15 protein-coding genes are annotated in these 13,284 nt (G+C 65.7%); 5 read left to right on the top strand and 10 right to left on the bottom strand.

Annotated features, from left to right (window positions below; translation table 11 throughout):
• The first annotated feature begins 146 nt into the window (after positions 1-146).
• Positions 147-1,751: an IS1182 family transposase gene (locus QAD21_RS19290; protein ID WP_280360080.1), complete on the top strand. Its 1,605-nt coding sequence runs from the start codon at positions 147-149 to the stop codon at positions 1,749-1,751.
• A 110-nt stretch (positions 1,752-1,861) separates the two neighbouring features.
• On the opposite strand, the gene QAD21_RS19285 is transcribed toward QAD21_RS19290, so the two are convergent.
• The 10 genes from QAD21_RS19285 to QAD21_RS19240 form a co-directional block, all read right to left on the bottom strand.
• Complete coding sequence (locus tag QAD21_RS19285) at positions 1,862-2,458, bottom strand: hypothetical protein (protein ID WP_205334491.1); 597 nt, start codon at positions 2,456-2,458, stop codon at positions 1,862-1,864.
• Between the two features lie 141 nt (positions 2,459-2,599).
• Positions 2,600-2,806: a hypothetical protein gene (locus QAD21_RS19280; RefSeq protein ID WP_205334485.1), complete on the bottom strand. Its 207-nt coding sequence runs from the start codon at positions 2,804-2,806 to the stop codon at positions 2,600-2,602.
• Between the two features lie 50 nt (positions 2,807-2,856).
• Positions 2,857-3,147, bottom strand: coding sequence for a hypothetical protein (locus QAD21_RS19275; protein WP_205334486.1), 291 nt, complete (start codon positions 3,145-3,147; stop codon positions 2,857-2,859).
• Positions 3,134-3,475, bottom strand: coding sequence for a hypothetical protein (locus QAD21_RS19270; RefSeq protein ID WP_205334487.1), 342 nt, complete (start codon positions 3,473-3,475; stop codon positions 3,134-3,136). The genes QAD21_RS19275 and QAD21_RS19270 overlap by 14 nt, the downstream gene beginning before the upstream one ends.
• Positions 3,472-3,744 carry a hypothetical protein gene (locus QAD21_RS19265; RefSeq protein WP_205334488.1) on the bottom strand — a complete coding sequence of 91 codons (273 nt, stop codon included), beginning with the start codon at positions 3,742-3,744 and terminating at the stop codon, positions 3,472-3,474. The genes QAD21_RS19270 and QAD21_RS19265 overlap by 4 nt, the downstream gene beginning before the upstream one ends.
• A 50-nt stretch (positions 3,745-3,794) precedes the next feature.
• Positions 3,795-5,171, bottom strand: coding sequence for a hypothetical protein (locus tag QAD21_RS19260; protein ID WP_205334489.1), 1,377 nt, complete (start codon positions 5,169-5,171; stop codon positions 3,795-3,797).
• A gap of 1 nt (position 5,172) precedes the next feature.
• Positions 5,173-5,583, bottom strand: coding sequence for a hypothetical protein (locus QAD21_RS19255; protein WP_205334490.1), 411 nt, complete (start codon positions 5,581-5,583; stop codon positions 5,173-5,175).
• Positions 5,584-6,228: 645 nt separating this feature from the next.
• A complete protein-coding gene (locus QAD21_RS19250; protein ID WP_205334173.1) occupies positions 6,229-7,761 on the bottom strand; it encodes a long-chain-fatty-acid--CoA ligase in 1,533 nt (510 codons plus the stop codon).
• On the bottom strand, positions 7,758-8,882 hold the full coding sequence (locus QAD21_RS19245; RefSeq protein ID WP_205334172.1) for an acyl-CoA dehydrogenase family protein: 1,125 nt from the start codon (positions 8,880-8,882) through the stop codon (positions 7,758-7,760). The genes QAD21_RS19250 and QAD21_RS19245 overlap by 4 nt, the downstream gene beginning before the upstream one ends.
• 168 nt (positions 8,883-9,050) lie before the next feature.
• Positions 9,051-10,253, bottom strand: a complete 1,203-nt coding sequence (locus QAD21_RS19240) for an acyl-CoA dehydrogenase family protein (RefSeq protein ID WP_058253575.1) — start codon at positions 10,251-10,253, stop codon at positions 9,051-9,053.
• A 147-nt stretch (positions 10,254-10,400) separates the two neighbouring features.
• Here QAD21_RS19240 and QAD21_RS19235 point away from each other — a divergent pair, with 147 nt between their 5' ends.
• From QAD21_RS19235 to QAD21_RS19220, 4 genes are all read left to right on the top strand, one after another.
• Positions 10,401-10,595: a ferredoxin gene (locus QAD21_RS19235; RefSeq protein ID WP_065629750.1), complete on the top strand. Its 195-nt coding sequence runs from the start codon at positions 10,401-10,403 to the stop codon at positions 10,593-10,595.
• A gap of 82 nt (positions 10,596-10,677) precedes the next feature.
• Positions 10,678-11,568 (top strand): 3-oxoacyl-ACP reductase, encoded by an 891-nt coding sequence (locus QAD21_RS19230; protein WP_205334171.1) that lies wholly within the window; start codon positions 10,678-10,680, stop codon positions 11,566-11,568.
• Positions 11,569-11,631: 63 nt separating this feature from the next.
• A complete protein-coding gene (locus QAD21_RS19225) occupies positions 11,632-12,396 on the top strand; it encodes an ABC transporter permease (protein WP_065629749.1) in 765 nt (254 codons plus the stop codon).
• 3 nt (positions 12,397-12,399) lie between these two features.
• Complete coding sequence (locus QAD21_RS19220; RefSeq protein WP_137810434.1) at positions 12,400-13,251, top strand: ABC transporter permease; 852 nt, start codon at positions 12,400-12,402, stop codon at positions 13,249-13,251.
• The last annotated feature ends 33 nt before the right edge of the window (positions 13,252-13,284 follow it).

The raw sequence follows: 13,284 nt of genomic DNA, 5'->3' as shown, positions 1-13,284 counted from the left end.
GAGTCGAAGCCACTGGGTGACCGGGCGAGTGTCCCCGACGGCAACGGCCTCGCCGCTTCGCTCAGGCTAGGAGACTGCTGAAATAGTCGGTGTCGTTTCGGTGTGGGGTGAGCGGGTTTGCCTGGTGGGCTGGGATCCTGGTGGGTATGCAGGGTGAGCCGGATCGTCAGGGTGAGTTTCTGGATGTGAACTCGGTCGTCGGGCATTTGCTGGCCGAGGGCAGTGTGTTCGCGTTTTTGGCTGCTCATCGCGAGCAGTTGTTTCCTGCGGAGATGTTCGCGGACCTGTTTCCCAGCGGCCGGGGCCGTCCGTCGATCCCGCCGGCCACGATGGCGTCGGTGATCGTGCTGCAAACGCTGCAGGGTTTGTCCGATCGCGAAGCCGCTGATGCGGTCACTTTCGATCTGCGGTGGAAAGCGGCGTGTGGATTCGTGTTGGGTAACAAAGGTTTTCATCCGTCGACTCTGACGTACTGGCGTCGGCGACTGGCAGCCAGCGATCGGCCGCACCGCATTTTCGAGGTGGTACGCGAGGTCATCACCACCACCGGGGTGCTCGCGGGTAAGAGTCGTCGAGCGCTGGATTCGACGATCTTCGATGACGCGGTGGCCCGCCAGGACGCCATCACCCAGGTGATCGCGGCGATCCGGCGGGTCGCCCGAGAGGTCGACGGTGGTGCGGTGGTGGTCGAGCAGCACGCGACTCGTCTGGCCGCGTTGACCGGCGGCGGCTATGACCGGCCCGGCAAGCCGCGGATCGCCTGGGATGATGAGTGTGCTCAACAGGACCTGATCAGCGCCCTTGTCGAAGATGGGTTGGCCGTGCTCGACGGTCTGGACCTCGAGGCCATCGACAAGGAACCGAGTAACCAGGCCCAGGCGCAGGCGGTGGCATTGCTGGCATTGGTGACCGGCCAGGATGTGGAACCGGCACCAGGTTCTGATGGCACCGACGGACGCTGGCGCATCGCGCCCCGGACCGCCCCGGACCGGGTGATCTCCACCGTCGATACCGACACCCGGCACGCCCACAAAACCCGGGCACGCCAGCAGGACGGGTTCAAGGGCCACATCGTCAATGAACCGGAGACCGGGTTGGTCACCGCGATCGAGATGACCAAAGCCGCTGGTCCGGACACTTCCGACGGAGCAGTCGGGGCACGGTTGTTGCTGAGCGATCCGACCGTCGCCGACGACGCCGACGATCGTGAGGTGCTGGGTGATTCAGCGTATGCCTCCGGTGACATGCTGGCCACGCTGGCGCGGACACGATGGAACGCGGTGATCAAACCCAAGCCACACTTGCCGGCGGTTGCTGGTGGTTTCGTCGTCGACGATTTCACCTTCGACGCCGACTCGAACACATTGACCTGCCCCAACAACCTGACCCGACCGGTCAGCGCGAAAGGCCACGTCACCTACGGTGCGGCCTGCCACGACTGCCCACTTCGGGCACGGTGCACCACCGCGGTTCGTGGACGCAAAATCAGTTTCGGCGAACACCACCAACTCCAGCGCGAACACCGACAACACTTCTCTGACAACACTATTGCCGACACCTACCGCCAGCATCGACCCATGGTCGAACGGACGATTGCCTGGCTCACCCGCGGTAACCGGCGGGTGCCCTACCGTGGAATCGAACGCAACAACAACTGGCTGCACCACCGCGCCGCCGCGATCAACCTACGCCGCCTGATCACCCTCGGACTGACTACCACCAACGGCACCTGGACACTGGCCACCGCCTGAACCGCGGCACCGCCGCCCCACCTAGATCGATCACCACGACCACACCCCGGAACCGACACATCCCCGCAGCAGGAACCTCAACCCAGGCTGGACCCTAATTCAGCAGGCTCCTAGGGCGAGGTGTACTCGCCCCACAGGTCGTCGACGATGTCGGCAACGTCGGGCGGGAGGCAACTCGCGTTGGGGCACGGCCCCGGCGGCATGGGGGTCGGTGCGATCAGGGTGCCGACTTCGGCGGGAAGTGTCAGCCGCGTGGTTCGTGCGGTCGACGGCTTTCCGGCCGGGCCCAGCGTGCCCCACTGTTCGACGCCTTCGAACCCCGGCACCGTCGTGCACCCCCAGTACAGGTCGTAGGCGCCGTCGGGCAGGACGGTGGACCCGCTCGGGCCCTCGTCGGTGAACACCTCGAGCGCCACGGTGCGCGTGCCGCCCGGCGCGATCAGTGCGCGCGGGTCGACCGGGTTGACGTATCCGAAGGGTGGTCGCGAGTCGCTGTCGGCCACGGACCCGGCCGGGAGCCCGAACATCTTGCACCCGATCACCGCCGTGGACCGGTTCGTGACGGTCACGGTGACCGAGTTGCCCGACACCGACGGTGTGATCGTCACGTCGTCCGGTGCGGCGTTCGCGATCGTGGGGGAGAGGATTGCCGCGGTTGCACATCCGAGTGCGATGCCCAGGGTGCGGAGCAGGTACCTACCGGTCATGGTGTCGAGCCTCTCGTCGGGCGTGCCGGTGCCAGTCTCACCCATTCGGAGCGCATCCACCACCAATGGACAGAATCCTCATCGTCCCGGCGGGCGCAGGTGTCGAACCGTGGGGGGTTGTGAGGCGGCGGGGTCGCTTCCTCAGGCGCTGGCGTACACGAGCAAACCTGCGAGAACCAGTACGTAAGTCAGGCTGCCGGCCACGAGGCCGGTGCCGATCTGGCGGGATGTGCCGGTGACGAGCATTTCCGCGCCGAGGACAAAGAGAAACAGAAACAGGAAGACGTTGGCGACCCACACGAACAGAAACGTGCACGGTGCTGCTGCCAGCGTAATGATCACTGTCATCGGAGTCGCGGGTCCGAAGAATCGGTTGTCGGGTGGCTCATCGCACGGGTTCACGGCCAACCCCCGTAGGGAATGACGGCCACACTCATGGTCACGGTAGCCGTCGTGATCGTGATAACCCAGCTGCGCGCAGCGGGACGTTTGACGATGGCGACGACACACGCGGTGGCCAGCGAGATCGTTACGAGGACGGGGAGAACGCGTGACGTGTCGGAGTTGAGCGCAGCGAGAAAGATCGCGACGGACAGAAGCAACGACACGAGTGTCTGTGCCGCGTAGCTCAATTGGGTTGGCTTGACAGATTCTCCGCCCACAGAGGCGACTTCGTCAGTCACTTCCATGTGACGTTTCTGGGTTGGGCGGAGCCGACAAAGACGATGTCGTGGACGGGCCGTCGCCAGTCTTGACGTAGTCAACGAGTATCAGGATGCCAAGTGCGGCAACGAAGGTGAGGTACGCGACAGTGATCCCGGTACCGACTTGACGAGCCACCCCCCGATTCGCCATGAGCGCGATGCCGACGAATACGAACACGATATTGAGCAATATTCCGATCACCCACAGGTAATTCACCGCAATCAAAGCGAGGGTGATCGCGGCAACGCAGATGTAGGGCGTGATCGGTCCGAAGAATCGGTTGGCCGATTGGCGGTCGTCGCGATTTGTCACATCACACCAGTTATGAGGTAGACGGGCACCGCGGCCGCAATGACCACGCCTCCCCACGAGCGGGTGCGACGAGGTAGGGCAAGGGCGCATCCGATCAGCAACGTCGTCGTGGCCAGCACCAAGGCTATTACGACTCGGTTATCGGCGAATAGGAACGGAACGCCGAAACTCGAACATAGGATCGCAACGACGGTTGCCGTTTGGGCAGCGAAGACGCGTTGACCAGCCTGGTCGTCGGGTGGTGCGTTGCTGCTTGATTCGTTGGTCATGGACGCCGTCCTCATTTTTTGCGGTATCTGTCAAGAACTGTTTTGAATGGTCATTTGGCCTGATTGACCCTAGGAGGGTCGTCCGCACCGCCGAACTCGGTCATCTCGTCGATGGGGTGGGGCGGTGGGCCGTAGACGACAGACCCGGCGTCCTTGGGGAATCGAGATAAGTCTGAGGTGTATTGCCCATAATGATGCTGAGAGGGGAGGTCGCGCAGTGGCCCGTATTCCGTATGATCGCCAGCGTCGTCCTGGAACATTATTCGAGTACGACCGTCAGGCATGTACTGGTACGTCTCCATCGAGGGAAAGTCCGTTCTTTCACCCGATACGCTGGCACCGTCGGCGCCCGGCGTGACAATGGTCTGGCCCCGTACACTCCAACCGATGTCCTCTGTATGAGGTGGCGCCAGGGGATCGGACGCGTCATATTTGATTGCCACGGTACCGTCGGGCAGTTGGCCCGCATGGACGGAAGGTGTTCCGGTCTTGACGTTGCCATCCTCATCGACCGAAGGGTTTTGCCGTGCCACGATCACGCCGTTCTCGTAATCGATGAAGTATGAGACGCGAGCGTCTTCTGGAGCGAAGTTCGGATCGAACCCGCGGGCGTCGCCGAGATTCCTCTTGAGTTCGAACTCGGAGAAGTTCAGCCCTGACACTACGCGCTCGGAGGGAATGAACAGCCCCGTGGCAACGACGCCCTGCCCGGGTACAGGATCGATCTTGATCACGCTGACAACCGGCGGGGCCCCTTTGTTCTTCGGATTGTAACTATGCGGGTCCAATGCAGCGGCGATCCGCCAGTCGTTGTCGCTGACCGGAACTCGATCGTAGACTTCGCGGAATGCGTCCACTTGGTTCGACACGCGTGTCATAGAACCGCTTGATGTGGAGATCGACGCCGGTGTTATTCCGCTCAGCGCAGCCAAAGCGGAGTTGACGGCTGCGCTCGTGTCGCTCACAGCCTGGTCCGCGGCGATACCGAGATTGCGCAAGGCGGTTTGATGTTGAAAGGCGACGTTCGCGTCGTACTCGGCGCCCGGCGGAGCCTTCGCTTTCTCGAAGGTCACCTCGTACTCGCGGCTTCCCCTATTCAGCACATAACCCTGGGACTCTGATGACGTTGTCCCGTTCTCGAGGGCAGTGACTGCTCCTTCGATGGAAAACGCGCCGCGGTTCATCGCATCGGCGAGATCGCCGTATTCGTCCGCGACGCCGCGGAGCCAGCGTGTGATGGCCTCCGCTCGGTCGTCGGCTGGTCCTCTGGCCTTACCCGTCCACTCCGCACCCGTCAGGTTGAGGACTGGGTTTCCAGCCTTGGGTGCCTCGGCGTCGAGACGAGCCTTCATGGCGAACAGTCCATTGGCGATGAACCGGAGTTGATCAGGCGTCCATGCCGTGACCTCGTTGTAGCTCGGCGGCATGCTACCGCGGTCCCCTCTCCGTGACGCCCAGGAGAATTTCGAGCGGAACTGGGTGGTCCGTCAGTGAGCCGGTCCTCGAAGGGAAGGCGATCGCGCTCGAAATGCGGTTCGCTCCGGATTGATCAGTGTCGACGGTGGTGTCGCGGGCGTTGATCACCAACTCAGCAAAAGCAGAGATTGCCTTCGAAGCATTCGACATCGACCTCGTGATCTGCGAATCACCGGAGCTCGCGATATCGCTCATGTCGTCGGTCGCGCCGCGGAATGAGCCGGCGAGCCCACCGAACGTCTGGGTCGCGTAGGTGGTCCCCAGTCCTGCACTGAGGTGCAACCCCCCGATGTTCGAGGCGCACTGTTGTATCTCGATAGCGGCTGTGATTAGCGCCGCCGGATCCACGGTCAGATCTGCCATCGTCTCCCCCCCGAGAGTGTGCGTAGAAGCTAGCACGATCAGCGCATACCAGAACTGTGCGCTGTCAACGTAGTGCGTGATGATCGCGAATGGGGAACGGTATCCACAGGGGCGCAGAAGATCCGTATGACGTGATGCCCGGAAACCGGGCGTTACGTCATACGGATGCAAACGGGGCCCTTCGTGGCTCGTCGCTTGCGCTCCGCGGACCTCAGGGAGCAGGGGTGCTGTCGCCTTGCGCTCCGCGGACCTCAGGGAGCAGGGGTGCTGTCGCCTTGCGCTCCGCGGACCTCAGGGAGCAGGGGTGCTGTCGCCTTGCGCTCCGCGGACCTCAGGGAGCAGGGGTGCTGTCGCCTTGCGCTCCGCGGACCTCAGGGAGCAGGGGTGCTGTCGCCTTGCGCTCCGCGGACCTCAGGGAGCAGGGGTGCTGTCGCCTTGCGCCCCGCAGACCTCAGGGAGCAGGGGTGCTGTCGCCTTGCGCTCCGCAGACCTCAGGGAGCAGAAGGGCTGTCGCTTCGTTCCTCGCACCTCAGGTAGCAGGGGTGGGTCGCCTTCGCTCGTCAGCTCAGGGAACTGTGCAGGAGCAGGTCTGTTGGTTCTCTCGGATCAGAGCACTGCACGGCCAGGGGAACGGCGGCGGCCGGCCTACGTCGGGGCGCGGTAGACCCGACCGTCCCGAACCCACGTCGGTGGGGTGGCATCGGAGGCCAGGAGCCGCTTGACGGTCTTGAAGGTCGCGGTCTCGGGGAGTTCGTCGACGAGCCGCACCCGGTGCGGCCACTGTTTCGGGCCGAGATCTTCTTGCGCGGAGAGGAACTGGCTCAAGTCGTCGGCCGTGAGCACGTCGGCGACGAGGACCGCCTCGATCTCGTCACCGATGTCGACCGGCACGCCGTGCACGGCGACCTGCCGTATCGCCGGGTGGCGCAGCAGGATTCGCTCGATGGGTCCGGTGCCGATGTTCTCGCCGTCGACGCGCAACCAGTCGCCGAGACGTCCGGCGAAGTGCAGGTAACCGGCGTCGTCGACCCAGGCGAGGTCGCCGGTGTGGTAGATCCCGCCGCGCATGCGGTCCGCGGTGGCGTCGGGATCGTTGTGGTAGCCGGCGAAAAGGCCGGGCCCTGAGAGGTTCATGATCTCACCGACCACGCCAGCCGGAACGGGCTCGGCGGTGTCGACGTCGACGACCGCGGTCGGTTCGCGCAGTGGGCCCAGGGCATCATCGGGTGTGTCAGGGGTGCGCGTGATGGCCACGCCGCCCTCGGTGGATCCGAATCCGTCGACGACGCGGCAGCCGAAGCGTTCGGAGAACCGGAGGCGGTCGCGGGCGGATGCCTCGTTGCCGTACATGATCCGCAGCGGACTCGCGGCGTCGTCGGGGCGCGGATCGGTCGCGAGGATGTAGTGCATCGGTTTGCCTACGTAGTTGGCATATGTCACGCCGTACCGGTGGACGTCCTCGACGAACCCACGCGCGGAGAAGCTGCGCCGCAACGCGATCGACGCCCCGCCCGCCACCGCGACGCACCACCCGGCGATCATCGCGTTCGAATGGAACATCGGCATCGAGAGATACGCGACATCGTCCGGCCCGATATCGAAGCGCTCGGCCAGCATCGGACCGCTGGTCGCGAAGGTCCGGTGCGTACATCGCACGGCCTTCGGGTCGCCGGTCGTCCCCGACGTGAAGATCAGCATCAGCAGGTCGTCCGGCGCCGCGTCGGCAAGGGGTGCCGGCTTACCCGCGATCACCGCGGCCGCCCATTCGGGCGAATCGACATCGACAACGCGGGTTCCGCCCAGGTCGAGGCCGTCCAGCAGATGCCGGGTGTCCTCGCCGCACAGCACCATCTGGCATTCGGCACGGGCGATGTCGGCGGCGAGCGCGTCGCCACGCCGGGTGGTGGTCAGGCCCACCAGCACGAATCCGTGACGTGCCGCCGCGGCGAAGAGCGCGCTGAACACCGGCGTATTCGCCAGCAGCACGCCCACGTGACGCGGGCGGTCATCCGACAACCGGCCGCGCAACACCCCGGCCAGCAACGCCGCATCGGCGAGATGATCGGTCCAGGAGCGAAATCCGTCTTCGAACCAGACCCCGCGGTCGTCGATCTCGATCAGCGGAGCGAGCAGATCGGCGACCGTCGAGGCGTGCGTCGCCGCGACCGGTCGGTTCACGCCGGCGTGGCGGCCAGTTCGGCTCCGATGGCCCGCACCGAGGCGGTCGCGGAACCGAATGCGAACTCGTTGTGCTTGGCGCGCAGGAAGTAACGATGGACCGGGTGACTGGTGTCGAGGCCGACACCACCGTGCACATGTACGGCCGTGTGCGCCACCCGGTGCCCGGCCTCGGCGGCCCAGAACTTGGCGGTGGCGACCGCATTCTGCAGTTCCGGGGTGTGGCCGGTCGAATGGTCGAGCAACCAGGCCGCCTGCGTCGTCGTGAGTGCCAGCCCCTGGGCATCGATGTACCCGTCGGCGAGACGTTGGGCGACCGCCTGGAACGACCCGATGGCGCGGCCGAATTGCTCGCGATCGCGGGCGTACTCGGCGGTGAGCTCGAGGCCGCGTTCGACGACGCCGGTCTGTTCGGCGCAGCAGGCCAGGGTCGCACGCGCGATGAGCGTCGCGGCCGTGTCGGCACCGCCGTCGAGAACGGCGTCGTCGGACACCGGCGTGCCGTCGAATTCGACCTGCGCCGAAGGGATCAGCCCGGTGGCGGGGGTCGGGGTGACGACGACGCCCGGGGCATCGGCGGCCACGACCACCGCGACGACACCGTCGGGTCCGGACGCGGTGACCACGAACATGTCCGCGGCCTCGGCGTAGGGGACGTCGACCTTCACGCCGGTCAGGCCGCCGTCGGACGAGAAGGTGGTTGCGGGCGAGGTGAAGTCGGTGGCCAGGTCCTCCTCGACCGCGACCGTGAGCACCGAGTCGCCGGTGGCCCCGGACCCCAGGATCCGCTCCCGGAGTGCCGACGAGCCGTGCGTGGCGATCACCGGAAGGGCGGCGATCGCGTGCGGACCGAACGGTACGCGGGCCAGCACGCGGCCGAGTTCGGTGGCCACGAGCGCATTCTCGACGACCCCGAGGTCGCCGCCGGCATCCCCGGCGGTCTCGGAGGACAACTCGAGGCCCAGGAGTCCGGCGCCGCCGAGTTCGCGCCACAGGTCCGCGTCGAGCGCGGTACGAGCCGTCTCCAGTTCGGCGACCCGCTCGGGGGTGCTGATCGACGTCGCGATGTCGCGGGCCAGCCCGCGGACGTCGGCGCCGGACTCGGGAAGCGAGAAATCCATGGTGGGTCTCCAGGTTCGGGGTGCGGTTGGTGGTTTCGATACGCCGCGTGCTCGCTGCGCTCGCTCGGGGCTACTCAACCAGCGGGTGGGGCGGGTGCTCGCTGCGCTCGCTCGGGGCTACTCAACCAGCGGGGGCGTGCTCGCTGGCTGCTCAACCAGCGGTCGGGGCTATCTGCGCTGGTGCGGCAGGCCGAGGGCGAGCATCGCAATGATGTCGCGCTGGATCTCGTTGGTGCCGCCGCCGAACGTGAGGATCAGCGACGTGCGCTGGAACCGCTCCAGGCGACCGTTCAGGTGCGCGCCGGTGCTTCCGGTTCGCAGCGTCGCGGCCGGTCCGACGACCTCCATGAGAAGTCGGTAGGCCTCGGTGGCGAACTCCGTGCCGTAGACCTTCGTCGCGGAGGCGTCGGCCGGGCTCGGCGATCCGCCGGAACTCGCGACCGAGGCGATCTTCCAGTTGATCAGCTTGAGGAACTCGACCTTGGCGTGGACGCGGGCCAGGTTCTGCTGCACCCATGGGGCGTCGATCACCCGATGCCCGTCGCCGGTCTTGGTCTGCTGAGCCCACGCGATCGTCTCGCGCAGGGCGGTCTGGATCGGCGCCGCGCTGCAGAGCGCGACCCGCTCATGGTTGAGCTGGTTGGTGACCAGCGGCCACCCGCCGCCCTCCTCGCCGACGATCGACGACGTGGGGACCCGGACGTCCTGGTAGTACGTCGCGCTGGTGTCCACCCCCGACATGGTGTGCACCGGCGTGTAACTGAAGCCCTCGGCGGTGGTGGGCACGATGAGCATCGAGATGCCCTTGTGCTTCTTGCCGCCCGGTTCCAGCGTCGACGGATCGGTGCGACAGGCCAACCAGATGTAGTCGGCGTAGGCGACCAGACTGGTCCACATCTTCTGGCCGTTGATGACGTAGTCGTCGCCGTCGCGGACCGCGGTGGTCCGCAGTGCGGCGAGGTCGGTGCCGGCGCCCGGCTCGGAGTACCCGATGGAGAAGTGCAGTTTGCCCGCCGCGATCCGGGGCAGGAAGTACGCCTTCTGCTCGTCCGACCCGTAGTTCATGATCGTCGGCGCCACCGAGTTGATGGTGAGGAACGGGACGGGAGCACCCGCGATCGCAGCCTCGTCGGTGAAGATCAGCTGGTCCATCATCGACCTGTTCTGGCCACCGAACTCGGTGGGCCAGCCCAGGGCGAGCCAGCCGTCGGCGCCCATCTGCGCGACGACGTCACGGTACGCGTCGCCCTCGCCGAGTTCACCGTCGCCGCCGGACAGAGCGGCACGACGTTCCTCGGTCATGAGGCCGGAGAAGTAGTCGCGGAGTTCCCTTCGGAGCTCGGCTTGTTGGTCGGTATAGGCGATGCGCATCGACACTCCAAGGGGTGGATCGGCTAGCGTCCGGTCCCGGCTTATGGTCAAGTTGACAGACGAAGTGCTCGTGCACTTCTGAAACACGTTCTAACCTGTTCTCACAGCCCAGTCAACAGGTGACTTATCGACGAGGAGACGGTTCCGATGCGTATCAAGGCAGATTTCGACCTCTGCGAGTCCAACGCCATCTGCGTGGGGATGGCTCCGGACTTCTTCGATCTGGATGACAACGACTACCTGGTGATTCTCCAAGAAGACATCCCCGCGGACCGTGTCGAGGAACTGCGTCAGGTCGCCGCCAACTGTCCGAAGTCGGCGCTGACCGTCGTCGAGGACTGACCCGAGCGAAAACGCCGATATGTTCCATCCATCCGCGAATCATGCTAGAACAGGTTCTAGTTTTAGCTCAGGAGGAAATCGGGTGGGTTACACGTTGGACGGTCGCGTCGCGGTCGTCACCGGTGCAGGTGCTGGTCTCGGTCGTGCGGAGGCCATCGGATTGGCGGCCGAGGGGGCCACGGTCGTCGTGAACGACCTCCCCGCGGCGCTTGATCAGAGCGACGTGATCGACACGATCACCGCCGCCGGCGGCCGCGCGGTCGCGGTGCCCGGCGACATCGGCGACTCGGCCACCGCCGCCGCCATCATGACGACGGCGACCGACCAGCTCGGCTCGCTCGACATCGTCCTGAACAACGCCGGCGTGGTGCGCGACAAGATGCTGTTCAACATGACCGACGACGAGTGGGACCTGGTGATCCGCGTACACCTGCGCGGACACTTCCTGCTCACCCGCAATGCGGCGGCGCACTGGCGCGCGGCCTCCAAGGAGGCGGGCGGCCCGGTGTTCGGCCGGATCATCAACACCGCCTCGGAGGCCGGGCTGCTGGGTCCCGAAGGGCAGGCCAACTACGGCGCCGCGAAGGCGGGTATCACCGCACTCACGCTGTCGGCCTCGCGTGCCCTCAAGCGATACGGCGTGCGCGCCAACGCGATCTGCCCGCGGGCGCGGACCGCGATGACCGCCGCCGTCTTCGGCGACGCACCCACCGACGGAGTGGACCCTCTCGATCCCGAGCATGTCGTGCGGCTGGTCACCTACCTCGCCGGCTCCGACTCCGACGCCGTCACCGGTCAGGTGTTCGTCGTCTACGGTCCCAAGGTCACCCTGATGGCCGCGCCGACCGTCGACGAGGTCTTCGTCGCCGAGGGTGATGCGTGGTCCGCCGAGGACCTCGCGAAGACCCTGACGGGACACTTCGCCGACCGCGATCCGGGACGCACATTCTCGGCAAGCGCTCTGGTCAACTGACCAATTCAGCTCGATTGTGCGTGATAGGTTTCGCGATGGTGCGAGGGTGAAGGGGGTTGGGCGATGCTGAGCAAACTGGCCACACCCCTCAGTGGAATCGGTGATTTCGTGGCGCTCGGCGTCGAGTCGGCGCGCGAGCTGTTCCACCGTCCGTTCCAGTGGCGGGAGACCGTCGAACAGTCCTGGGCGATCGCCCGCGTGTCGATGGTGCCCACCCTCCTGGTCGCCATCCCGTTCACGGTTCTCGTCAGCTTCACCCTGAACATCCTGTTGCGCGAGATCGGCGCGCAGGACCTGTCCGGCGCGGGTGCCGCTCTCGGCACCGTCACCCAGATCGGCCCGATCGTCACCGTGCTGATCGTCGCCGGTGCCGGCGCCACCGCGATCTGCGCCGACCTCGGCGCCCGGACCATCCGCGAAGAGATCGACGCGATGAAGGTGCTCGGCATCAACCCGATCCACCGGCTGGTGGTCCCGCGCATCGTGGCCTCCACCGGGGTCGCCTTGCTGCTGAACAGCCTCGTCTGCACGATCGGCATCGGCGGCGGATTCATCTTCTCCGTCTACCTCCAGGATGTGAATCCCGGTGCGTTCGTTGCCAACCTGACCCTGCTCACCGGGTTCGGCGAGCTGATGATCTCGATGGTCAAGGCCGCTCTGTTCGGTCTGTTCGCCGGGATGGTCGGCTGCTACCAGGGACTCAACGTCAAAGGCGGCGCGAAGGGCGTCGGCGATGCCGTCAACGAGACCGTCGTGTACTCGTTCATGGCGTTGTTCGTCGTCAACGTCGTGGTGACGGCGGTCGGTCTCAAGGCAACGGCGGGCTGAGCGATGGTACTTCCGTTCACCACCCGGTTCCGGACCGCGCGCGTCGCGGCCAAGAGAGCCGGCGAGGACTGGGATCAGATCGGCGACCAGGCGCTGTTCTACTGGGACAGCGTCGTGTCGATCCCGCGTGCGATCAAGCACTACAAGAAGGAGACGCTGCGGCTCATCGCCGAGATCTCCATGGGCACCGGCGCGCTGGCGATGATCGGCGGCACCGTCGTGGTCGTCGGGTTCCTGACCCTCTTCACCGGCGGCACCATCGCCGTCCAGGGTTACAGCTCGCTGGCCAACATCGGCGTCGAGGCCCTCACCGGCTTCTTCTCGGCGTTCATCAATGTGCGCATCGCCGTCCCGGTGATCTCCGGTATCGCCCTCGCCGCGACCATCGGTGCGGGCGCGACGGCGCAGCTCGGTGCCATGCGCGTCTCGGAGGAGATCGACGCGCTCGAGACGATGGCGATCTCGTCCATCCCGTACCTGGTGTCCACGCGCATCATCGCCGGGCTGATCGCGATCATCCCGCTCTACGCGCTGGCGTCACTGGCGTCGTTCCTCGCGAGCCGCTCGGCGACGGTGTTCCTCTACGGACAGTCGCCCGGCGTGTACGACCACTACTTCGACACGTTCCTCATCCCGTCGGACATCCTGTGGTCGTTCGTGCAGGCGATCTGTATGGCGGTCGCCGTCATGCTCATCCACACGTACTACGGCTACAACGCCTCGGGCGGGCCGGTCGGCGTCGGTGTCGCTGTCGGGAACGCGGTCCGCGCATCGCTCGTTGTTGTGGTCGTGATCACACTTCTGACCTCCCTCGCCATCTATGGCGCCGACGGCAAGTTCAACCTGGCGGGCTGAGCGATGAGCAGGAGACAAGAGCGTTCACGGGCG

Source organism: Gordonia sp. SMJS1 (assembly GCF_029866425.1).
Lineage (GTDB): Bacteria > Actinomycetota > Actinomycetes > Mycobacteriales > Mycobacteriaceae > Gordonia > Gordonia hongkongensis.
The sequence above is the reverse complement of the archived record's forward strand: the minus strand, read 5'-3'. Positions and strand labels throughout refer to the sequence as shown.

Bases quoted from the DNA above. Each gene is read 5' to 3' on its own strand.
- QAD21_RS19255 (WP_205334490.1), bottom strand. From the start codon at position 5,583: ATGGCAGATCTGACCGTGGATCCGGCGGCGCTAATCACAGCCGCTATC.
- QAD21_RS19225 (WP_065629749.1), top strand. From the start codon at position 11,632: ATGCTGAGCAAACTGGCCACACCCCTCAGTGGAATCGGTGATTTCGTG.
- QAD21_RS19260 (WP_205334489.1), bottom strand. From the start codon at position 5,171: ATGCCGCCGAGCTACAACGAGGTCACGGCATGGACGCCTGATCAACTC.
- QAD21_RS19265 (WP_205334488.1), bottom strand. From the start codon at position 3,744: ATGACCAACGAATCAAGCAGCAACGCACCACCCGACGACCAGGCTGGT.
- QAD21_RS19275 (WP_205334486.1), bottom strand. From the start codon at position 3,147: ATGGAAGTGACTGACGAAGTCGCCTCTGTGGGCGGAGAATCTGTCAAG.
- QAD21_RS19280 (WP_205334485.1), bottom strand. From the start codon at position 2,806: ATGACAGTGATCATTACGCTGGCAGCAGCACCGTGCACGTTTCTGTTC.
- QAD21_RS19235 (WP_065629750.1), top strand. From the start codon at position 10,401: ATGCGTATCAAGGCAGATTTCGACCTCTGCGAGTCCAACGCCATCTGC.
- QAD21_RS19245 (WP_205334172.1), bottom strand. From the start codon at position 8,882: ATGGATTTCTCGCTTCCCGAGTCCGGCGCCGACGTCCGCGGGCTGGCC.
- QAD21_RS19220 (WP_137810434.1), top strand. From the start codon at position 12,400: ATGGTACTTCCGTTCACCACCCGGTTCCGGACCGCGCGCGTCGCGGCC.
- QAD21_RS19290 (WP_280360080.1), top strand. From the start codon at position 147: ATGCAGGGTGAGCCGGATCGTCAGGGTGAGTTTCTGGATGTGAACTCG.
- QAD21_RS19285 (WP_205334491.1), bottom strand. From the start codon at position 2,458: ATGACCGGTAGGTACCTGCTCCGCACCCTGGGCATCGCACTCGGATGT.
- QAD21_RS19240 (WP_058253575.1), bottom strand. From the start codon at position 10,253: ATGCGCATCGCCTATACCGACCAACAAGCCGAGCTCCGAAGGGAACTC.